Here is a 20,856-nt window from a genome sequence, read left to right as displayed (position 1 = left end):
GTTCGGCGGCATTTCGGATGCGGTCTGACCGAACTTGCTCTTTCGTGTACCAGTGATCGGTAAAGGTTCGCTAGGGTTCCCGTCTCGTGGGATACGAGTTGCGTGTACAACGCGAATCGCCGCTCGCCTACGCCGAGCTCACGAAGGCGACGGCGTCGGCGGACGCCGGCTTGGAGCTGCGCGGCACACCGGAGGCCGGCGAGGTCTTCGCGCGCCACGGTGACGGCGAGTACGCCATCGCCACCTGGCAGGGGCGCCTGTACGGGAAGCCGACCTCCGACTGGGAGGTCGCCCAGCTGGCCCGGCTCGCCGGCATGCTCGGCGGGAGCCTGGTCGGCGAGGACGGCGAGGCGTACGGCATCCGCGACGGCATCGTCGAGCAGGTGAACGGCGACGCGGCCTACGAGTTCGGGAAGCTGGAGGAGATCCTCTCCCTCGGGCCCGCGCAGTGGAGCGCGTGAGCGACCCCACGCCCTTCGCCGAGCGGGTGCTCGACCTGGTCGAGCGCATCCCGCCGGGAATGGTCATGTCCTACGGCGACATCGCCGAATACCTCGCGGAAGGCGGCCCGAGGCAGGTGGGCCGCGTGATGTCCACCTGGGGAGGAGGCGTTCCCTGGTGGCGCGTCGTCCACGCCGACGGCACGCCGCCCCCCGGCCACGAGAGCAGATGCCTCTCCCGGTGGAAGCAGGAGGGCACTCCCCTGAGGGGCGAGCGCGCCGACATGCGCCGCGCCCGATGGCAGGGAGATCATCAGTGAGTTCTCAGTAAGTCGCATTACCATTCCAGAGACGCCCTTTGCGGTCGACTGGAAAGGCGGTGCCTCCCTGATGGCCACCGGTGCCCCGCCCGCGCCAACCGGCGACGTCGTCGCCGACCGGCTGCGGGCCGCCCAGGACCTCTATGACAGGGGAGAGCCGCTCGACGCGCTGATCGCGGCCGTCCACTCCACGGGCCTTTCCCGCTCCGAGCGCCGGCGGCTGCACGCCGGGGCCCTCAACGGGCCGCTGGCCCTGCGGCTGGAGACCGCCGCCAGGCGGGACGCCACGCGCCTGCGCCAGGCCGTCGACCTGCTGCGCGACTATCTCGCCGAGGTCGAGCCCTCGGTCAAGCGCCGCCTGCCGGTCGCCAGGCGGCTGGCCTGCTACCTGGTCGAGAACCGCGACCCGGCGGAGCTCGCTCAGGGCGACGAGCTGGCCAACCTGGTCGCCGCCACGGCCGAGCCGTCCAAGAGGGTGCGCAAGGGCCTCGCCTGGTACGCCGACCTGCCCGTGGTCGCGCCCGAGCCGCTCTTCCGCCTGCGCAGGTCCGACCTCGTCCCGGTGACCGAGGTCGACGACGTCTCCTGGCAGGGCGGGCGGCTGCGCGTCAGCGGCCACGCCTACCTCGTCGGGCTGTCCGTGCGCAGCCGGCGTCTCAACCGCGCGACCGTGGTGCTCAGGGGCCCGCGCTGGGTGCCGCCCATCTCCGCCCGCACCCGCCGCGTCTACCGCCCGGAGGCCACCTACGGCGCGGGCGAGCCGGGCTGCAACTACGACTGGGCCGGGTTCGTGGCCGAGATACGTCCGTGGTCGCTGCGCTGGCGCGCGGCGATCCGCGCCGCCGTCCACGGTGCCCAGCGGCTGCTGCGCCGCCGTCCCGCGGTCCCCGACACCACCACCTGGCGTGCCGACATCGTCATCTGGAGCCGTGGCGCGCGGGCGACCGGCGCCCTGCGCGGTCCCGTGGTGGGGCGCACCGAGCGCCCGGCCGGGCTTCGCGTACGTCCCGGCTGGTGGGTGCGCCCGGCGTGGACCTCCGACCGGGCCTTCCAGGTCGTGCTGCAGCCCACCAGGGCCGAGCTGACCGGGGTCGCGCATGTGGGCGACCAGGTCGAGCTGACCGGTTTCCTCCCCGGCGCGACGGCGACCAAGGGCAGGGCCCGCCTGGGCGGTCACCGCATCCACGCCGACTTCACGCCGGTCGAGGGCGGCACGCGGTTCTCGGTCGCGCTCGCCGTGCCCGCGCTGATGAAGGAGCGGGACGCCCGCCGGCTGTGGATCGAGCCGAAGGGCGATCCGGCCGCGCCGATCATGATGGAGAACACCGCCGAGACCCACATCGCGATCGACCGCCACGAGGTCACCGTGCTGCGCGACCGGCGCGACCGGGCCGTGGTCTCGGCCCACCGCGTCTGGCCGGTGATCACCTCGGCCGCGTGGGCCGCCGACGGCACGCTGACGCTGGCGGGCACCTATCCCGACACCGATCCGGGGCAGCGCGAGCTGGTGCTGCGCCAGCGGGCCGGCCTGACCTACCGCGTGCCGCTGGGGCGTTCCGGGTCCGAGTTCTCCGTACGGCTCGCGCCGGGCGCCATGCCCAGATTCGGGAGCACGGTGGCGCTGGCGTCCGGGGCCTGGAGCCTGTCGGTCGCGGGCGGCAAGGGCACGACCGCGCCCCTGCGTGTCGACCACCGCCTGCTCGACACGCTGGACGAGGGCGTCCACATCGTGGGCGACCGCGACTACCGCCTGGTGGCCACGCGGTTCGACGTTCCCGTGCTGGTCGCCGCCGAGCACCTGCCCGACGACGAGAAGGGCGCGGGCGGCCTCTGGGCGCTGCGCAGGGTCCACTACCCCGCAGAGCGCCGTCGCGAGCTCCGCGACGCGACGGTCTACGTCTCCTTCGACGGTCGCTCCTACTCCGACAGCGCGCGGGCGGTCTACGAGGAGCGGCTCAGGCGCGGCGACGACCGCGAGCACATCTGGGTCGTCAAGGACGGCGCCTTCGTCCCGCCGGACTCCGCCGCGCTCGGCCTCGGTCCCGGCATCACGCCCACGGTCGTGCGTGAGGGCAGCCGCGAGCACTACACGGCTCTGGCGCGGTCGAGCCACATCATCACCAACACGCTGCTTCCCCAGTGGTTCCGCGCCCGCGAGGACCAGATCTGCGTGCAGACCTGGCACGGCACCCCGCTCAAGCGGGTCGGCGGCGACCAGCGCCACATGTCACGCGAGCCGAGGCCGGCCGCCTGGTACCGCCAGGCCGCCGAGGTGGCCAACTGGGACCTGCTCGTCACGCAGAGCCCGTGGGGTTCCGAGGTGCTGCGCCGCGCGTTCGGTTACGGCGGGGAGATCCTCGAGTCGGGCTACCCGCGCAACGACGTCCTCGCCCACGACCGCTCCGACCTCGCCGCGTCCGTGCGGCGCAACCTCGGCGTGCCTCTGGGCAAGCGCGTGGTGCTGTACGCCCCGACGTGGCGCGACCACGACCGCAGGAACAGCTCGGTGCGGCTCGACCTGACCGAGGCTAGGCGGGTGCTCGGGCGCGACCATGTGCTGCTGGTCAGGGGCCACATGACGCAGGCGCCGCCGGCGGTTCCCGGGCTGGTGGTCCCCGGGCCCGCGTCCCTGGTTCGTCCCGGGCCGATGAGCCGGGAGTACCCCTTCGCCCTCGACGTTACGACTTATCCCGATATAGCTGATCTTTTGCTGATCGCGGATGTGCTGATCACCGACTACTCCTCGGTGATGTTCGACTTCGCGGTGACCCGGCGCCCGATGGTCTTCTTCGGGTACGACTTGGAGCGTTACCGCAACACGCGCGGCCTCTACCTCGACCTGCGCACCCAGGCCCCGGGGCCGCTGCTGTCGGAGGGGAGCGACGTGATCGAGGCCGTGCGCCTCATCGACGCGCTCTCCGGCGACTACGCCGACCGGTACGAGTCGTTCGTCCGCACCTACGCGCCCAAGGACGACGGCAAGGCCACCGCCAGGCTCGTCGACCACGTCTTCAGCACGCAGCCGTGATGATGAGCGACCGGCTGATGACCGTGCTGGTGGTGTGCGGGGTCCTGCTCGTGGCCGCGGGCCTCGTGGCCGTGCTCGTACGGGGCAAAGTCGCTCCCCGCGAGCGCGGCGGGTCCCGTCCCGGGCGGAAGCCGTCCGCCCCGGGAGGCCGGAGGCCGCGTCCCCCGCGGAAGGGGCGTCCCGCCGCCGGTCCCGGGCGGCGGCCGCTGCCCGTGCACTCCCGCCCGCCGAGCCCGGCGTGGGAGTCGCGGCCCGCGCCCGGCCAGATCTGGTGGGCCGACGTCCCCTACTCCGACGGCTCGGGCTCCAAGGTCCGCCCCTGCCTCGTCGTACGGACTCACCCGCGCAGCGTGGAAGTTCTGAAGATCACCAGCCAGGACAAGTCCGACCGCGGCGAGTACCTCTCCATCCCGACGGCCGGGTGGGATCCGCACGCGACCAAGGACAGCTGGCTCGACCTGTCCGAGACGCATGTCGTGCGCGACCGCGACTTCCGCAACCTCGCCGCCGCGTCGTGCGACGCGCGGACGTGGAAGCGCGTCACCCGCCTGCAGGACACCGGCTGGGTCTACGACGGCTGACCCCGGTTGCGAGCACCCTGTGGCACCCTGCAAGGCGCGTCAACGGCCGGTTGACTGCGGGGAAAATCGGTAGATTTGTCAGCGAATGTGGTCGATGATGCCGGATGTAGCGGGTTCGAGGGGCCCGGGACGCATCTTCGGGGGTAATGCATGGAATCGGGCTTCGCCGACCGGCCAGGTGTCACGGACGTACCGATCAGGCGGCTCGGTCCCGGTGACCTGCGCGACTGCCTGCTGCTGGCCATCGACCGCCAGTGGCTCCCCGAGGAGGCCAAGTGGCGCCTGCTCTTCGAGGTCGGCGAGGTCTACGGCATCGACGACCCGGCGGGCGGCCTGGCCGGCACGGTGGTGCTGACCCGCTACGGGCGCGATCTGGCCGTGGTCAGCATGGTCCTGGTCGCGTCCCGGCACGGCCGCATGGGGCTCGGACGCAGGCTCATGCTCCACGCCCTCCAGCAGGCCGGCGACGTGACGGTCTTCCTCACCGCGACCCAGTACGGCAAGGGCCTGTACGAGAAGGTGGGGTTCGAGACGGTCGGCACGATCGTCACGCACATCGGGCACGTCGCGCTCGAACCCGAGGACTTCAAGCACGACGGGGTCCGCCCGGCGCACGAGGAAGACCTTTCGGCGGTCATCGCCCTGGACGCTCAAGCGTCGGGAGCGCCCCGCACGCGGCTCGTCACGCGGCTGTTCACCTTCGCGGAGCAGACCCGTGTCGTCGAGCGCGGCGGCGCCATGGTCGGGTTCGGCGCGGCATGGCGCAACGTGGACAACGTCGCCGTCGGGCCCGTGGTCGGCGAGAGCACGGCCGTGGCCAAGGCTCTGATCGCGGAGCTGGTGACGGGCCTGCACGGGCAGGTCCGCCTGGACATCGACACGCGGCACGCCGAGCTGACGGCCTGGGCGGTCGCGCGCGGGCTCACCCCGGCCTTCTCCACGGAGCTGATGGTGCACGGAGGCCCGCTCCCCGGCGACCTCGACCGCCTGTTCACCCCCGTCATGCTCGCGCTGGGCTGACCGCGCCCCCAACAAGCAGTCCACCTGACCGCGCGCCGTGGGAAAGTGGACCGAGCTTTCCAGGTCGAACGGGGTGACAGGTGGACACGTCGCGCGCATCACGTCCGCAGCGCGCCCACGGCTTCGAGCGTTCGGAAAGCGAGGTCATCGCCTCGTTCGCGACCTGGCCCAGCGGCACCGGCCCGCTCTACCGCAGGCTGGCCGACGGCATACGCAAGGCCATCGAGACCGGCGCCCTGCTCCCCGGCCAGCGCATCCCCTCCGAACGGCAGCTCGCCGGGGCGCTGCGGGTCAGCCGCACCACCGTCGTCGCCGCGTACGAGGCCCTGCGCGAGGCCGGGCTGGTCGAGAGCCGCAGGGGCAGCGGCACCCGCATCGCGCGGAACGCCACCACCCGCCGGCCGATCTCGGACGGGCGCGTGCCCGGCGGCACGGGCACCGCGATGTACCAGTACCTCATCGACGGGCCCGGAGACCTGATCTCGGTGGCGAGCTCCTCGCAGGGAGCCGTCCCCGAGCTGGTCACGGCCCTGCGCGACCTCGCGGGCGCCGACCTTGAGACGGCCTTCGACGAGCCCGGCTACCACCCCGCCGGGCTTCCCGAGCTGCGCCGGGCCATCGCCCAGCACCTGACCGGCACCGGGCTCCCCACCACGCCCGATCAGATCCTCGTCACGACGGGCGCGCATCAGGCCCTCGTGCTGGTGTCCGAGCTGTGCCTCGGGCCGGGCGGCACCGCGCTGGCCGAGTCGCCCGGCTGGCCCGGCTGCCTCGACGTGTTCCGGGCGCGCGGCACCCGCATCGTCACCGTTCCCGTGGACGACGAGGGCGCCGACGCGCGCGCCATGGCCGGCGTCCTGGCCTCCGGGCGGCCCGACCTGATCTACCTGATGCCCACCTTCCACAACCCGACCGGCGTCCTGATGTCGGCGGCCCGGCGGCGCAGGGTGGCCGAGCTCGCCGCCCGGTACGACATCCCGGTCCTGGAGGACAACTCCTACCTCTCCGAGGACCCCGGCCTGCTCGCCGCGTACGCGCCGCGCGGGGCGAAGGTGCTGTCGGCGGGTTCCCTGGCCAAGGTGGTCTGGGCCGGGCTGCGCATCGGATGGGTACGTGGCCCCTCGGAGCTCATCGAGAGGCTGGCACGCCGCAAGGCCCTCGCCGACCTCGGCAGCCCCGTCATCGACCAGATGCTCGCGGCGCGGCTCGTTCCCGGCCTGCCCGGGATCCAGGCCGCCCGCGCCCCCGTACGGGAGCAGCGTCTGGACCACATCGAGAAGCTGCTCCGCGAGCGGCTGCCGGGCTGGCGGTGGCGCAGGCCGGACGGCGGCGGCGGGCTGTGGGTCGAGCTGCCCGGGGTCGACGCCACCGAGTACGCCCACGTGGCCCTCCGGCACGGCGTCGAGGTGACGCCGGGCTCCACGACGGACCCCACCGGCGCGCACGACCGGTTCCTGCGCCTGGCCTTCACGTTCGGCCCGGACGTGCTCGACCGTCTGGTCGACCGGCTGGCTCGCGCGTGGGCGGAGTTCGAGCGGCCTGAACGGCGGCCAGGGGCGCCCGCCGGGGGCGCAGGCCGAGGAGAAGGCCGCCGATGACCAGCGCGGCACCGAGGAGGTCGGGGACGCCGGGGTGCCCGGTCCCGAGGAGCACGCTGGAGACGATCGCCCCGATCGGCAGGAAGCCCGAGAACAGCCCGGCGCGTTCAGGACCGAGCCGGGGCAGCGCGTCGTACCAGCAGAAGAACGCGAACGCCGTCACCACGAGCGCGAGGTACCCCATCGCCGCCGCCTCGCCGAGCGTCGGCGGCCGTATCGCCGCCCGCCCGTCCGATGCGAGCCCGGCGACCGCCAGGAGCGGGACGGCCGCGGCGGTCGCGTACGCCGAGACGCGGATCGCGCCGAGCCGGGGGAGCAGGGGGACGGCGAGGAGGGAGAATCCGACCTCGCACGCGAGCGCGCCGAGCGCCAGGAGCACCCCGAGCAGTGTGGCGTGGCCGAGACCCGTGGCGACCGCCGCGCCGGCCGCGACCACGGCGGCGGCCACCACGATGTGCGGGGTCGGCCGCCGCCGGTCCATCAGTGGTCCGGCCAGGGCCAGGATGATGGGCACGGTCGCCACGATCGTGCCGACGGTCGCCGGGTCGGCGTACCGGGTCGACTCGATGACGAAGATGTTGAACGCGGCGAGCCCGACGGCGGCGAGGAGCACGATCAGGGTGATCTCCCTGGCGTTCAGCCTCAGGTGCGGGAGCCGGCGTGCCCGCATGACCAGGAAGAGCGGGAGCGCGCCGGCGGCGTACCGCAGGGCCTGCCCGCCGTAGACCGGATAGTCGTGCAGCGCCGGGGACACCGCCGTGAGCGTGCCGACGCAGAACATCGCCGTGGCCGCCCCCGCCGCCGCCCGCCGCCGGTCACGACGGCCATCCCCGGTGCCGTCGCCCGTCATGCGCTCGCCGCCCCGTAGAGCACCGTGGTCATCGGCATGTCGTCCTCCCCGTGAAGCCGTCGTCGCTCGTCCGCTCGCCATGCTGGCAGCGGGGCTGATCGCGAGACAGGGCCAATCAGGGCCGAAGCGGACCCCTGCCTCTTCCCGTGGGAGACGGGAGGAGCGGGCGCGGCGTACGACGTCCACCGAAGGCTTTTCCGGCTGTGTGCCGTGTCACTCCGGCAGACCGGAGCAACCCCCCAGTAACGTGTTTTGTCGTCCTCGGCGGAGATCGACACACGCACCGTACGGTCGAGTCGGCACGATCTACCCCTGTGGTCTGGTGGAATAGCGTGTTGTGAGTGGTCAGGCCTACCGACTGGTACGGCGGGGAAGCACGGGGCAGGCGATGCCTCCTGCTCTCGACGAGCACCAACGGGCGGTGGTGCGCCACGAGGGCGGCCCGTTGCTCGTGCTCGCGGGCCCGGGCACCGGCAAGACCACCACGATCGTCGAGAGCGTCGTCGACCGCGTCGAGCGGCGCGGAGCCGACCCCGAGCGGGTGCTGGTGCTCACGTTCAGCCGCAAGGCCGCGGAAGAGCTGCGCGAGCGTATCACCGGCCGCATGCGCCGCACCACGCGCACACCGCTCGCGCTCACGTTCCACAGCTATGCCTACGCCTTGTTGCGCCGTGAGGCCGTCCTCGCGGGCGAGCCGCCCCCGCGCCTGCTGACCGGTCCCGAGCAGCTCCTGGAGATCCGCCGCCTGCTCCACGGCGAGCTGGAGGACGGCGCGCGGCAGTGGCCCTCCAGCATGCGCGAGGCGCTGAAGACCCGCGGGTTCGCCGAGGAGCTGCGCGACTTCCTGGCGCGCGGCGCCGAGCGCGGCCTCGACGGCGAGGACCTCGTCGTGCTGGGCCGCGAGCACGGCCGTTCCGACTGGGTCGCGGCCGGCCGGTTCGCGTACCGCTACGCCGACAGGTTCGACCTCGACCCGAGCCCCGCGCTCGACTACGCCGAGCTGATCCGCGCCGCCGCCGCCCTGCTCACCGACGTCGACGTACGGGCGCGCGAGCGGGCCGCCTACGACGTGGTGTTCGTCGACGAGTACCAGGACACCGACCCCGCGCAGGAGTTCCTGCTCCAGCAGCTCGCCGGGGACGGCCGCGACCTGGTGGCCGTCGGCGACCCCGACCAGTCGATCTACGGCTTCCGCGGCGCCGACGTGCGCGGCATCCTGAGCTTCCCCGAGAGGTTCCGCACGCTGGACGGCCAGGAGGCGCCCGTCGTGGCGCTGCGGGTCTGCCGCCGCAGCGGCCCCGAGCTCCTGACCGCCTCCCGTCGCGTCGCGTCGCGCCTGCCGGTGCCTCCGGGCGCGGGCCGCAGCCGTGGCGACCACCGCGACCTGCTTCCCGTCGAGAGCGCCGACGCGGGCCAGGTGCGGGTCCTGCTCGCCGACAGCGAGACCCAGGAGGCCGCCATCGTCGCCGACACGCTGCGCCGGGCGCACCTGCTCGAAGGGGTGCCCTGGTCGCGCATGGCCGTGCTGGTGCGGTCCGCCAGCCGCCAGGTGCCGATGCTGCGCCGCGCGCTGCTCACCGCGGGGGTGCCGGTCGTGGTGGCGGGCGACGAGGTGCCCCTCATCCAGGAGCCCGGTGTGCGGCAGCTCGTCACGTTGCTGCGCGTGGCGCTCCATCCGGCCACGCTCGACGTCGCCACGGCCGAGGAGCTGCTCACCGGCCCGCTGGGCGGCACGGACGCGATAGGCGTGCGCCGCCTGCGCCGCGCGCTGCGCATCGCCGAGCTGGCGGCGGCGGCGCTTCCGGCGGCGGCGCTTCCGGCCGGCCCGATGTCGCTGCCGCCGCGCTCGTCCGACGAGCTGCTGGTCGCCGCCGTGCGCGACGCGCGCGAGCTCATCCCGATCGAGCCGCACGTCGGCGCCTGCGCCCAGCGCGTCGCCGCCCTGGTCACCGCCGCCCGCGAGGCCGTGAGCAGGGGCGACACCGCCGAGGAGGCGCTGTGGGCGATCTGGCAGGCGTCCGGCCTGGCCGAGCGCTGGACGGACATGAGCCTCGCGGGCGGGGCCAAGGGAGCCCAGGCCGACCGTGACCTCGACGCGGTGGTGGCCCTGTTCGACTACGCCGCGCGCTTCGTCGACCGCCTTCCGCACGCCGGCCCCGAGGTCTTCCTGGACGACCTGGTCTCCCAGGAGATCCCCGGCGACTCGCTCGCCGAGCACGCGCCGGACGGCGACGCCGTGCGCATCCTGACCGCCCACCGTTCCAAGGGCCTCGAGTGGGACGTCGTGGTGGTCGCGGGCGTGCAGGAGGGCGTCTGGCCCGACCTGCGCCTGCGCGGGTCGCTGCTCGGCGTCGAGGAGCTGGTCGAGCTGTCGGAGGGCTCCGTGCTCGACGGGGCCGACGCCGCCGGAGCCGCCCTCGCCTCCAAGCTGCTCGCCGAGGAGCGCCGCCTGTTCTACGTGGCCGCCACGCGCGCCCGCTGCCGCCTGGTGGTCACCGCGGTCGGCGGCGAGGACACCGACGAGCGGCCGTCCCGGTTCCTGTCCGAGCTGCTCCCCGGGGCCGTCGAGGAGGCCGCGGTCGACGACCGCGCCCGCTGGCTGAGCATGTCCGCGCTGGTCGCCGACCTGCGATCGGCCGTGTGCGACCCGACCAGGCCCGAGCCCATGCGCACGGCCGCCGCCGGGCACCTGGCGCGGCTGGCCCGCGCCGGCGTCCCGGGAGCCCACCCCGACGAGTGGTACGCGCTCACGCCGATCTCCGACGACCGCCCGCTGAGCTGGCCGGAGAACATCGTCCGGGTCTCGCCTTCCGCGGTCGAGAGCTTCACCAAGTGCGGGCTGCGCTGGCTGCTCGAGACGGCCGTCGGGGCCTCGGGCACCGACATGTCCCGCAGCCTCGGCAGCGTCATCCACGCGATCGCCGTGCTCGCCGTGGCCGGGCAGGCGGGCGACACGCTCGGCAAGCGGCTCGACGAGGTCTGGGACGAGCTCGACTTCGGCGGGGTCTGGTTCAACCGCAAGCAGCGCAAGGTGGCCGAGCAGATGGTCGCCCGGTTCCTCTCCTGGCACGAGCAGAACCCCAGAGAGCTGGTCGCGGTCGAGGAGGCCTTCACGGCCGTCCTGTCCGACGGCGTGCAGATCCGCGGCCGCGTCGACCGCGTCGAGCGCGACGGCGAGGGCCGTGCCGTGATCATCGACCTCAAGACCGGCACCGCCAAGCCGCCCGACGCCGAGCTCGACCGCCACCCGCAGCTCGGGGTCTACCAGCTCGCCACGCTTCTCGGGGCCTTCGAGCGCCACGGCATGACCGAGCCCGGCGGCGCCGCGCTCGTCCAGGTCGGCAAGGCGGCCGGCAAGGAGGCCAAGGTCGCCAAGGAGCAGCGGCAGGGCGCGCTCGGCGAGGACCCTCAGCCCGAGTGGGCGCGCGAGCTGGTCGACACCGTGGCCACCGGCATGGCCGCCGGGGTCTTCACCGCCAAGGTCAACGACGGCTGCCGCACCTGCGCCGCCAAGGTGAGCTGCCCGGTCAACGACAGCGGGGGCCAGGTTTGCTAGGCCCCACCCCGCCGGGCCCCGAGGCCGACTCCGCCGCGGAGACCACCCGCCCGGCCCTGATCGGCCCGATCGAGCTGGCCGAGAAGCTCGGCATCCCGCCGCCCACCCCCGAGCAGGCCGCCGTCATCGAGGCGCCGAGGGAGCCGATGGTGGTGGTCGCCGGCGCGGGCTCCGGCAAGAGCGAGACCATGGCGGGCAGGGTCGTCTGGCTGGTCGCCAACGGGCTGGTGCGCCCCGAGCGCGTCCTCGGCCTGACCTTCACCCGCAAGGCCGCCGCGGAGCTGGCCGCCCGGGTGCGCAAGCGGCTCACCCGGCTCGCCGAGGTCGGGCTCGCCCCGCCCGAGCTGCTCGACGCCGAGCCGACCGTGTCCACCTACCACGCGTACGCCGCGCGGCTGGTCACCGACCACGCGCTCCGCGAGGCGCTGGAGCCGACCATGCGGCTGGTGAGCCCGGCCATCTCCTGGCAGATGGCGGCCCGCGTGGTCGGCCGGTATGACGGCCCCATGGACCGCGTCGACCTCGCGCCGCCCTCGGTCACGGCGGCCGTGCTCGACCTCGCGGGCGAGCTGTCGGAGCACCTGCGCACCCCCGACGAGGTTCGCGAGGTGGGCCACTGGCTGGACGAGCGCTTCGCCCGGCTCGGCGGCAGGCCGACGCTCGCGCAGCGCCGCCCGGTGCGCACGCAGGACATCCGCGAGCAGTTCCTCCCCATGGTCGACGCGTACAACCGGCTCAAGCGCAGCCGCGAGGTCATCGACTACGGCGACCAGATGGCGCTCGCCGCCCGCATCGCCGACCGGCACCCCGAGGTCGGCGCGATCGAGCGCGGCAGGTTCTCGGTCGTCCTCCTCGACGAGTACCAGGACACCAGCCACGCCCAGCTCGTGCTGCTGCGCGCGCTGTTCGGCGGTGGCCACCCGGTGACCGCCGTGGGCGACCCCTGCCAGTCCATCTACGGCTGGCGCGGCGCCTCGTCGGGCAACCTCAAGCGGTTCGTGCACGACTTCCCCACCACGACCGGCGAGCCCGCCCCCGTGCGCCGGCTGTCGGTCAGCTTCCGCAATGGCGAACGGGTCCTCGACGTCGCCGCCCGGGTGCAGGTGCCCCTCCGCGAGGAGGCGCGGGAGGTGCCCGTGCTCGTGCCGGGTACGAACCGCGTCGGGCGCGGAAGGGTCGTGTCCGCGTTCCACCAGACCGCCGAGGACGAGGCCGCCTGGATCGCCGACGGCGTGGTGCGCATGCTCGGCAGGGAGGTCGCGCCCGACGGCCTGCCGTGGGGCGAGGGCGAGCGCGACAAGCTCCGCGAGAAGGTCAAGGCGGGCGGCACCTGGGGCGGCGCGATGGCCCTGCAACCACAGGACATCGCCATCCTGGCCCGCAAGCGCGCGCAGTTCCCGGCGCTCCGGCGGGCCCTTGAGGCGCGGGACATCCCGGTCGAGGTGGTCGGCCTCGGCGGCCTGCTGACCGTCCCCGAGGTCGCCGACCTCGTCGCGACGCTGCGCGTGCTGTACGAGCCGACCGCCGGTGACGCGCTCGTACGGCTGCTCGCCGGGCCGCGCTGGCGCATCGGCCCGGCCGACCTGAAGGTGCTCGGAGACCTGGCCAGAGAGCTGACCGTGGCCGGCCGGGGCGGCCCGGCCGGGGACGACCCGCTGGACCAGGTCGTCGCCGACATGGCCGAGGAGCGCGGCAGCCTGGTCGACGCCCTGGACGAGCTGCCCGACCGGCCCGAGTGGCTGGAGCCCTTCTCGCCGCTCGCCCGCGCTCGCCTGCCGCGCCTGGCCCAGGAGCTGCGCGTCCTGCGGGCGCACACCGGCCAGCCGCTGCCCGACCTGATCGCCGAGATCGAGCGTCGGCTCGGCCTGGACGTCGAGGTCGCGGCGAGGGGCGGCGGGCCGCTCACCGCCCGCGCCGACCTGGACGCCTTCCTCGACGCCGCGTCACGCTTCGCCGGCGACGCCGAGGACCCGACATTGGGGGCGTTCCTCGCCTATCTCAAGGCGGCGGAGTCCGAGGAGTTCGGCCTGGAGGCCGGGCGGGTCGGCGAGACCAACAGCGTCAAGCTGATGACCGTGCACGCCTCCAAGGGGCTGGAGTGGCCGGTCGTCATCGTGCCGGGGCTCTCGCAGCTCACCACCCAGAAGGGCGCGCTGGCCAAGGGCAGCGTCTTCCCCGCCACGCCCGTCACCAACTCCCGGTGGACCGAGAACCCCCGCAAGCTGCCGTACTCCCTGCGGGGCGACCGGGACGACCTGCCGGTGCTGAACGGCCTGGAAAAGGACGACCTGGCGGAGTTCGACGACCTCTGCCGCGAGCGCGACCTGATGGAGGAGCGCCGCCTCGCCTACGTCGCCGTCACGCGGGCGCACTACCTGCTGATCGCCTCCGGCTACCGGTGGGGGTCGGCCGCGCGGCCGCTCGACCCCTCCGACTTCCTGCTGGAGATCCGCGAGGCGTCCGGGCAGGTGGCCTACTGGGCTCCGGAGATCGAGGACGACGCCGCGAACCCCCTGCTGGCCGAGCCTCCGGCCGAGCAGTGGCCGGCCACGCCCGAGGGCGAGCGGTACGACGCCATCCAGAGCGGCGCCGACCTGGTCCTGAACGCCATCAACGGCGTGGCCCCTCTGCCGGGCCCCGGCTCTTCCGCACCTGCCTCCGCGACGAGTCCCGGGAGCCCGCCTGGCTCGGAGGGTCCCCCGAGCCCTGCGAGTTCTGTGGGTTCTGTGTCCTCTGTGGGTTCTGTGGGTTCTGTGGGTTCGATGAAGGAGTGGGAGCAGGAGCGTGTCCGGGCCTGGGCTCGGGACACGGAGCTGCTGCTGAAGGAGCGCGACCAGTCCAGGAGGCGTGGTGGGGCCGTCGTGGAGCTGCCCGCCCACCTGACCGTCTCGTCGCTGGTGACCCTGGCGGCCGACCCGGCCGCGCTGGCGCGGCAGATCCGCCGCCCGCTGCCCCACAAGCCCGCGCCGCTCGCCCGCAGAGGCACGGCCTTCCACCGCTGGCTGGAGGGACGGTGGGGACAGCAGCGCCTGATCGACGACTTCGAGCTGCCCGGCGCCTCCGACGACCTCTCCGGAGTCGACACCCAGCTCGCCGAGCTGCAGGCCCGGTTCGAGGAGAGCCAGTGGGCGTCCCTGGAGCCGGTCGACCTGGAGATCCCCTTCGAGACCATGATCGCCGACCGGCTCGTGCGCGGTCGGATGGACGCGGTCTTCACCGATGGCGACGGCTACGTGGTGGTCGACTGGAAGACGGGGGAGCGTCCGCGCGGGCAGGCGGCCAGGGCCTCGGCCGTCCAACTCGCGGCCTACCGGCTGGCCTGGGCCCACCTCGCTGGGGTCCCGCTCTCGAAGGTCGGCGCCGCCTTCCACTACGTCCGCGCCAACGAGACCGTACGCCCCGTCGACCTCCTCGACGCCAGAGGTCTTGTCCGCCTGATCGAGTCGGTCCCCGAGGACAGATAAGGTCCTCGCCTCCGGCTCAGGCAGCGCTGATCGAGCCGGTCCCCGAGGAAAGTTGACCGAGAAAAGCCATGCGATCACTTGGCGTGAGCCGTACCCTGCGGCGCGTGTGCCTGTGGGTGTGGGCAACGATTTGGGTGGGCAGCAGGTGGCCCACCCGTCACTCGGGTGCCGGGTGGGCCGATGAAGGTTGGAACGGCCTGCGCCTGCACAAAGGGCCTGCCGGGCCATCCAGCCCCCAGCCAAGTCGGCTAACGCGGCGACCGCAGGGCCGAGGCCGAATGGTTTGAAGCCGGCGGTCCGCTCGTCGGGCGGCGGCCCAGAGATGGCGCTTTGCTGCTTCCCGAGTTACAGTTATTTCAGATATCGTCTTGGCGGTGGAGGTGACCATGCCTCGTACAGGTGTTCTGGCCGGCGCTACACGTGTCGAAGCAGACAGCGGCGACCGTGAGCTACTTGCTGATGTTGAGACTGCCGCTGCCGCACTGCATGCCCAACTGGTGCTTCGCAGGCCCGAGGGCCGTGACATCGTGCTGCCCGAATCACTCGTGAGTCTCGTGGTGGCTGCGGCTCACGACCTTGCGAAGGGCAACGCAGTCTTCACCCTTCCGGTTGAGACCCGTCTGACCCCGAATGAGGTCGCCCAGTTGCTCGGTCTGTCGCGCCCATTTGTCACGCGCTTGCTGGACGAAGGGGAGATCCCTTCCCAGCGTTTGCCTGGCAGCAGTCACCGTCTGGTCCGACTGGCAGATGTCTTGGAGTTCCAGGAACGTCGTGAGCACCGTGCCGAAGGCCGTCGGAGGATCATGGAAGTCGCCGAAGAGGCAGATCTTCCCTACTGATCTCCCAAGGGGTACCGGCCGATGGCCCGGGTCTTCGTCGATACTAATGTGCTGTTCCCATTCTCACTAATGGATCTGATGCTGGCTCTGACCGAGGACGCGGTGCATGCCCTGGTCTGGAGCGATCATCTGCTGGAGGAATGGGAGCGTGTGATCGTGCGCGAGCGGCGGCGCTCGGCCCCGGCGGCGGCGCGCATCAGTGCGGCTATCCGGGAGTTCTTTGCCGATACCCGCGTTTCCGAGGATGACTACAAGCACTTGCTTGACCGGATCGACGGCCCCGACCCCGACGACTGCCACCATATGGCCGCTGCCATTGCTGGTCGTGTACAGACTTTGGTCACCTGGAACCTCTCCGACTTCCCTGCGTCGACTCTGAGTTGCTACGGATTGACCGTCGTCGACCCCGATACCTATCTGTGTGCGCTGCTGGCCCAGAACCTTCATGAGGTGATGGGCGTTCTGGCCAGGATGTCGGCCGGGAAACGTCGCCCGCCCATGACCGTGCTGGACATCACTAACGCGTTGGACCGGGCAGGTGTCCCAGGCTTCGCCCAACGGATACGCAGCCGTCTGTCAGTCCAACCGGGTAAACCCTGACAACCGTGCATTCCGTCTAGATCGTAGAGACCCTTCATCTATCCCGAGCGTCACTCCGACATCGCGTAACGCGCCCGTTGACCATGTCGCCTGTCGTCTTGGACACTGACGCCTCCTGTCTGATCCACAAGCGCAGACTTCCAGCGTCTCTGGCAGCCAAGCTGGCGGGGGCCGTTCCGCTGATCACATTTGTGACGCTGGCGGAGCTGACGAAGTGGATGGAAATTCGCGATTGGGGCACACGGAGTCGTGGCGCTCTTGCCGAATGGCTCAGTGGCGTTCCAGTTCTCCCCGGAGATGAGGACATCGCCGTGACCTGGGGCAAGCTCGGTGCCGCCGCGATGAAGCGCGGTCGTCCCCGCCCGATGAACGATATGTGGATCGCGGCCTGCTGCCTGACACACGGACTTCCCCTCGCCACGTTGAACGTCAAGGACTTCGAGGACTTCAACACTCACCACGGCCTTACGTTGATCACGCCTTAAGGCCGCGTGAGGTGTCCAACTGTGAGGAAGCCGGGGCGTGTGCCTGTGGGTGTGGGCAACGATTTGGGTGGGCAGCAGGTGGCCCACCCGTCACTCGGGTGCCGGGTGGGCCGATGAAGGTTGGAATGGCCTGCGCCTGCACAAAGGGCCTCGCCTTCAGCTCGGGCAGTATTTCCAAGGGCCTGCCGGCCCTGCTCGGTCTGTCGCGCCCATTTGTCACGCGCTTGCTGGACGAAGGGGAGATCCCTTCCCAGCGTTTGCCTGGCAGCAATCACCGTCTGGTCCGACTGGCAGATGTCTTGGAGTTCCAGGAACGTCGTGAGCACCGTGCCGAAGGCCGTCGGAGGATCATGGAAGTCGCCGAAGAGGCAGATCTTCCCTACTGATCTCCCAAGGGGTACTCACCCGTTGATGCACGAGGGCCCCGCCCTTTAGACAGCGGGGCCCAGTGTCATTGGTCGGGTGGGTCAGCCGGTTATGGCGATTCTGGCGCGCTCTTTCGGGTGTTTCTTGTGATGCACGCGGAAGTGCGGGCGCTTGTGCTTCTGGGCCTTGTGATAGACGTGATGGTGGCCCTTGTGATGTGCGGATCTGTTCCCATAGGTGCTGTGGTGGCCTCCGTGCGCACCTTCACTGATCACTCCGTGAAGGGTGTGGAGCGTCTGGATGGTCACCAGGCGACCGTGCTCCCTGCGGTGGTGCCTGCGGTCCCATTCCCGCCGTTTGTGATCGCGGGCCTTGGCCTCGTTCGCGTTCGTCGGCCTCCCCTCGTCTGCCTGGTCTTCCTTGCATTCCTCCTCGTTGCCCTTCGCCACCGAGCCGGGCACGACGGTCGGCGTCGGTGTCGGTGTCGGTGTCGGTGTCGGTGTCGGCGTGGGGGTCGGCGTGGGGGTCGGCGTGGGGGTCGGTGTGGGAGTGGGCGGAGGAGTGGGCGGGATGGGGCCGCTGACGATGACCTGGGTCAACGTCGGTGAGGTGCTGGAATTGAACTGCCCCGAGCCCGAATAGGTGGCGACGATCTGGTGTGTGCCGATGGGCAGGTTCGAGACGGTCAACAACGCGTTGCCGCTCGCGTCCAGGGGGACAGTGCCGATGCTCATTCCGTCGGAGGTGAAGTTGACCGTGCCCATGGGGATGGGCCCGGAGGTGGATGTCACCTTCGCGGTGAACGTGACCGGATTTCCCACCTGAGCCGTGGGTGACGACGAGGTCAGCGTGGTGGTGGTCGTCCTGTCAGGCGCGATCAGGCAGTCGGTCCGCGTGATGTTGTCCGAGTTCAGGGTGACGGCGCCGTTGCGGGCGAGCAGCCGGCCGTTCACGGTCACGCCGGTGTTCACGGTGATCGACGTGAGCGCCAGGATCGTCCCGACGAAGCTGGAACTCGTCCCCAGAGTGGCCGAGCTGCCGACCTGCCAGAAGACGTTGCACGCCTGGGCACCCCCGACAAGGGTCACCGTGCTGGCGGACGCGGTGATAAGGGTCGAGGCCGCCTTGAAGATGAAGACCGCGTTCGGGTCGCCTTGGGCGTCGAGGGTCAGGTTCCCCGTGATCCCCAGGGTGCCCGCGGCGGAGCTGTAGACACCTGGCGTCAAGGGGGTCCCGCCGAGCTCCGTGGGCACCACGGTGACGGGAGTACGGCCCGCGGCGTCGTTGTAGGCGGTGGTCAGGTCGACCTGGGCCTGTACGGCGGCGGCGTCGGCCACGTGGACGCTTCCGATCACGGCGCCGGGCGGGAACCCGGTCACCGCCGAACCGGGACTCAGTCCGAGATCTCCGGTGACCACGGTGGGGCCGGTGTTGGTGACCGCGGAGCCGGCGAGAACTGCGTAGCTGGTGGCCGTGCCGAGCCCCACCGGGGCCTGCGCCGCCCCGGCGGCGTGTGGCGTCGCGACGACGAGCCCCATGGCGACGATGGCCGTGAGAGTCGCGGCCAGCCAGGAACGGGCGGTATTTCGCGGCACGGCGCGACGGCGACTGACATATATCATAAAGCTGTCCTCTGTTTTTTGTATTGCTCCGTCCAGACGCGTAGTACACGATGCGCCATTGTTTCCGACTGTACGTATTCATGGCGTCGTGCTTATTGTCCGACATGCGGAAGATTTAAATCCGGCGACTATTTGCCGATATAATGGGAATATCGCTACGGCTGTTGTGCGGCGGGGTGGACGCGGGCATCGTCGGCGTGACGACGGTGTGGTGATGACCCGATCTCAGGGGTGTGGATGGCAGTCCCCAAGGCTGAGGTCGTCCTGGGCCAGCAGGCCGAGCCAGCGGAGGATTTCGGAGACCTGTTGCACGGGGAACTGGAACTCCGGCATGTCCCCCGCAGGAGTGATCATGATGGCCGTGCCCCACAGTCTCGTGCGTACGGTGACCTTCGCCCGCCCTTTCGCGTCCGCGCCGTAGACGATCATCTCCGTGGGGTTGTAGGCGCGCTGCGGTGGGATGGTTTCGGTGCCGATCGCGAGCCGCACCCTTTTGAAGATGTGGCACCGGATGCCTTCACCGGCCAGATGGCGGTGCAGGATGGCGAGCAGGTCGGCGTCCTCGTTCGCCCTGCTCTCGGAGACGATCTCATCTGGCTTCATCGATCTCCGCCCATTCGTCGTCGGTGAGGGGAAGCCGGCCGAGCACCCTGGCCGCGTCGTCGAGTTCCACGCGTGAAAGGCCCCGCGCCCGCATCTGGCGTACGGCGCGCTGCCACGCCATCTCGGTCTCGACGGACCGGCGTACGGTCTCGCGATTCACCGCGTTCAGCACGGTTTCGGTGTCCTGGGCGGGTTGTACGAATTTCTTGTGATGCGGAATCTTATGCAGGGTAATTGCCCGTGGCATGGCGGCCACCATTTCGTTGACGGTTTCGATTGGCCTTTCCAAGGTTGCCGCCGAACCTCTACCCTGCGTAAGGGAATGGTGACAACAACGTAGTGATTCCGTTGTTGTGCCCCATCGCATCCAGTTGCATTCCGTTGCGTGGAGGTCAGGTGCCGCGACAACCGACGACCAATCCGGAGACCTCGCCGGCAGCCCGTTTCGGGTTCGAGCTGCGAAGACTCCGTCAGGAAGTGCGAGTCACCCAGTCCGAACTGGGGCGCAGGATCGGTTACACCGGAGCGGCGATGGGGGCCATCGAAAGAGGGCTCCGCCTGCCGCAGCAACGAGGGTTCGTCGAGCAGTGTGACGCGGCTCTGGGAGTTAATGGGGCATTACTCCAGGTGTGGGAGCTATGCCGATCCGACGGGAACCAGCGCTGGTTCTATCCGTGGCTGGAGGCCGAGCAGCAGGCGGTGACGCTGCGTACCTGGCAGCCGAACCTCGTCCCTGGACTCCTCCAGACCGCCGACTACGCGCGGGCCGTTTTCCTTGGAAGGCCGGGCATGTCACGGGAGGAGATCGACAAGGCGGTGGAGGCTCGACTCGATCGACAAGCGCTCTTCTCGCGCAAGCACCCCCCGGTGATGTGGGCGGTGCTGGACGAGGGAGTTTTCCAGCGCCCCATAGGCGGCCCGGCCGTCATGGAAGAGCAGCTGAAACAACTCTTGACTATGGCCGAACATCCATGTATCACGCTTCAGGTAGTCCCGCTGAGTGCGCCTTGCACCGCAGGATTGCTGGGAGGTTTCATCCTCGCGCAGGTGCAAGGCGGTCGCGAAGTTGTCTACCTTGATTCCGCCGGAAAGGGGCAGGTGACGGCCCAGCCCAGGGAAGTGCGAGACATCCAGATACGGTACGAAGCGATACGAACGAGCGCGCTTCCGAACGATGGGTCACTGAATCGGATCAAGGAGTGGGTGCAGAAATGGACGACCTGACGAACGCCAGGTGGGTCAAGTCCTCACACAGCGGCGACAACGGCGGCGACTGCGTGGAGGTCGCCTCCTTGTCCGGCAAAGGTATGGCGGTACGTGACAGCAAGCGTCCGTACGGGCCGGTGTTGCGGTTCACCGGTGCTGAGTGGGACGCGTTCCGCAACGGCGTGAAGAACGGCGAGTTCGGCGACCTGCCCGCCTGAGCCCAAGCAATCAAGCGAAGGGCCCGCACCTCCCGGATGCGGGCCCTTCCGCATGCGGCT

17 protein-coding genes and 1 pseudogene are annotated in these 20,856 nt (G+C 71.0%); 14 read left to right on the top strand and 4 right to left on the bottom strand.

The window, feature by feature from the left end:
* Positions 1-98: 98 nt before the first annotated feature.
* From OG589_RS31280 to OG589_RS31255, 6 genes and pseudogenes are all read left to right on the top strand, one after another.
* The gene (locus tag OG589_RS31280) at positions 99-461 is read left to right on the top strand and encodes a hypothetical protein (RefSeq protein WP_405141552.1); all 363 of its coding nucleotides are present in this window, start codon (positions 99-101) and stop codon (positions 459-461) included.
* Positions 449-760 carry an MGMT family protein gene (locus tag OG589_RS31275; protein ID WP_405141551.1) on the top strand — a complete coding sequence of 104 codons (312 nt, stop codon included), beginning with the start codon at positions 449-451 and terminating at the stop codon, positions 758-760. Before OG589_RS31280 ends, OG589_RS31275 begins: the two co-directional genes overlap by 13 nt.
* Positions 761-830: 70 nt before the next feature.
* On the top strand, positions 831-3,788 hold the full coding sequence (locus tag OG589_RS31270; protein WP_405141549.1) for a CDP-glycerol glycerophosphotransferase family protein: 2,958 nt from the start codon (positions 831-833) through the stop codon (positions 3,786-3,788).
* Positions 3,788-4,369, top strand: a complete 582-nt coding sequence (locus OG589_RS31265; protein WP_405152166.1) for a type II toxin-antitoxin system PemK/MazF family toxin — start codon at positions 3,788-3,790, stop codon at positions 4,367-4,369. The genes OG589_RS31270 and OG589_RS31265 overlap by 1 nt, the downstream gene beginning before the upstream one ends.
* A gap of 150 nt (positions 4,370-4,519) precedes the next feature.
* On the top strand, positions 4,520-5,389 hold the full coding sequence (locus OG589_RS31260) for a GNAT family N-acetyltransferase (protein ID WP_405141547.1): 870 nt from the start codon (positions 4,520-4,522) through the stop codon (positions 5,387-5,389).
* Between the two features lie 80 nt (positions 5,390-5,469).
* Positions 5,470-6,840, top strand: a pseudogene (locus tag OG589_RS31255) (PLP-dependent aminotransferase family protein); the annotation flags it as partial.
* A 16-nt stretch (positions 6,841-6,856) separates the two neighbouring features.
* Here the strand turns inward: OG589_RS31255 and OG589_RS31250 are convergent.
* Positions 6,857-7,837, bottom strand: coding sequence for a DMT family transporter (locus OG589_RS31250; protein ID WP_405141545.1), 981 nt, complete (start codon positions 7,835-7,837; stop codon positions 6,857-6,859).
* A gap of 388 nt (positions 7,838-8,225) precedes the next feature.
* Between OG589_RS31250 and OG589_RS31245 the strand changes: the two genes are divergently transcribed.
* The 6 genes from OG589_RS31245 (at position 8,226) to OG589_RS31220 (ending at position 17,167) form a co-directional block, all read left to right on the top strand.
* Complete coding sequence (locus OG589_RS31245; RefSeq protein WP_405141543.1) at positions 8,226-11,393, top strand: ATP-dependent helicase; 3,168 nt, start codon at positions 8,226-8,228, stop codon at positions 11,391-11,393.
* Between the two features lie 56 nt (positions 11,394-11,449).
* Positions 11,450-14,857, top strand: a complete 3,408-nt coding sequence (locus OG589_RS31240) for an ATP-dependent helicase (protein WP_405152165.1) — start codon at positions 11,450-11,452, stop codon at positions 14,855-14,857.
* A 374-nt stretch (positions 14,858-15,231) separates the two neighbouring features.
* On the top strand, positions 15,232-15,696 hold the full coding sequence (locus OG589_RS31235) for a helix-turn-helix domain-containing protein (protein ID WP_405141541.1): 465 nt from the start codon (positions 15,232-15,234) through the stop codon (positions 15,694-15,696).
* Between the two features lie 21 nt (positions 15,697-15,717).
* Complete coding sequence (locus tag OG589_RS31230) at positions 15,718-16,296, top strand: PIN domain-containing protein (protein ID WP_405141539.1); 579 nt, start codon at positions 15,718-15,720, stop codon at positions 16,294-16,296.
* A 98-nt stretch (positions 16,297-16,394) separates the two neighbouring features.
* Positions 16,395-16,781 carry a type II toxin-antitoxin system VapC family toxin gene (locus OG589_RS31225; protein WP_405141537.1) on the top strand — a complete coding sequence of 129 codons (387 nt, stop codon included), beginning with the start codon at positions 16,395-16,397 and terminating at the stop codon, positions 16,779-16,781.
* A 113-nt stretch (positions 16,782-16,894) separates the two neighbouring features.
* A complete protein-coding gene (locus OG589_RS31220) occupies positions 16,895-17,167 on the top strand; it encodes a helix-turn-helix domain-containing protein (RefSeq protein ID WP_405141535.1) in 273 nt (90 codons plus the stop codon).
* Positions 17,168-17,248: 81 nt separating this feature from the next.
* Here OG589_RS31220 and OG589_RS31215 read toward each other — a convergent pair whose 3' ends face one another.
* The 3 genes from OG589_RS31215 to OG589_RS31205 all read right to left on the bottom strand — a co-directional run bounded on the left by OG589_RS31215 (position 17,249) and on the right by OG589_RS31205 (position 19,661).
* Complete coding sequence (locus OG589_RS31215; protein WP_405141533.1) at positions 17,249-18,769, bottom strand: ice-binding family protein; 1,521 nt, start codon at positions 18,767-18,769, stop codon at positions 17,249-17,251.
* A gap of 225 nt (positions 18,770-18,994) precedes the next feature.
* Positions 18,995-19,372, bottom strand: coding sequence for a hypothetical protein (locus tag OG589_RS31210; RefSeq protein WP_405141531.1), 378 nt, complete (start codon positions 19,370-19,372; stop codon positions 18,995-18,997).
* Entirely contained in the window at positions 19,359-19,661 is a 303-nt protein-coding gene (locus tag OG589_RS31205; protein WP_405141529.1) for a hypothetical protein, read from the bottom strand. The genes OG589_RS31210 and OG589_RS31205 overlap by 14 nt, the downstream gene beginning before the upstream one ends.
* Before the next feature lie 107 nt (positions 19,662-19,768).
* On the opposite strand from OG589_RS31205, the gene OG589_RS31200 reads away from it, so the two are divergent.
* The gene (locus OG589_RS31200; protein WP_405141528.1) at positions 19,769-20,596 is read left to right on the top strand and encodes a helix-turn-helix domain-containing protein; all 828 of its coding nucleotides are present in this window, start codon (positions 19,769-19,771) and stop codon (positions 20,594-20,596) included.
* Positions 20,584-20,796, top strand: a complete 213-nt coding sequence (locus OG589_RS31195; RefSeq protein ID WP_405141526.1) for a DUF397 domain-containing protein — start codon at positions 20,584-20,586, stop codon at positions 20,794-20,796. The genes OG589_RS31200 and OG589_RS31195 overlap by 13 nt, the downstream gene beginning before the upstream one ends.
* The last annotated feature ends 60 nt before the right edge of the window (positions 20,797-20,856 follow it).

The sequence above is a fragment of the Sphaerisporangium sp. NBC_01403 genome, assembly GCF_045040145.1.
GTDB classification, from domain to species: Bacteria; Actinomycetota; Actinomycetes; order Streptosporangiales; family Streptosporangiaceae; genus Sphaerisporangium; species Sphaerisporangium viridialbum.
This window is presented reverse-complemented; position numbering and strand designations above follow the sequence as displayed.

Bases quoted from the DNA above. Each gene is read 5' to 3' on its own strand.
- OG589_RS31270 (WP_405141549.1), top strand. From the start codon at position 831: ATGGCCACCGGTGCCCCGCCCGCGCCAACCGGCGACGTCGTCGCCGAC.
- OG589_RS31265 (WP_405152166.1), top strand. From the start codon at position 3,788: ATGATGAGCGACCGGCTGATGACCGTGCTGGTGGTGTGCGGGGTCCTG.
- OG589_RS31260 (WP_405141547.1), top strand. From the start codon at position 4,520: ATGGAATCGGGCTTCGCCGACCGGCCAGGTGTCACGGACGTACCGATC.
- OG589_RS31250 (WP_405141545.1), bottom strand. From the start codon at position 7,837: ATGACGGGCGACGGCACCGGGGATGGCCGTCGTGACCGGCGGCGGGCG.
- OG589_RS31245 (WP_405141543.1), top strand. From the start codon at position 8,226: ATGCCTCCTGCTCTCGACGAGCACCAACGGGCGGTGGTGCGCCACGAG.
- OG589_RS31230 (WP_405141539.1), top strand. From the start codon at position 15,718: ATGGCCCGGGTCTTCGTCGATACTAATGTGCTGTTCCCATTCTCACTA.
- OG589_RS31220 (WP_405141535.1), top strand. From the start codon at position 16,895: ATGAAGGTTGGAATGGCCTGCGCCTGCACAAAGGGCCTCGCCTTCAGC.
- OG589_RS31215 (WP_405141533.1), bottom strand. From the start codon at position 18,769: ATGATATATGTCAGTCGCCGTCGCGCCGTGCCGCGAAATACCGCCCGT.
- OG589_RS31210 (WP_405141531.1), bottom strand. From the start codon at position 19,372: ATGAAGCCAGATGAGATCGTCTCCGAGAGCAGGGCGAACGAGGACGCC.
- OG589_RS31195 (WP_405141526.1), top strand. From the start codon at position 20,584: ATGGACGACCTGACGAACGCCAGGTGGGTCAAGTCCTCACACAGCGGC.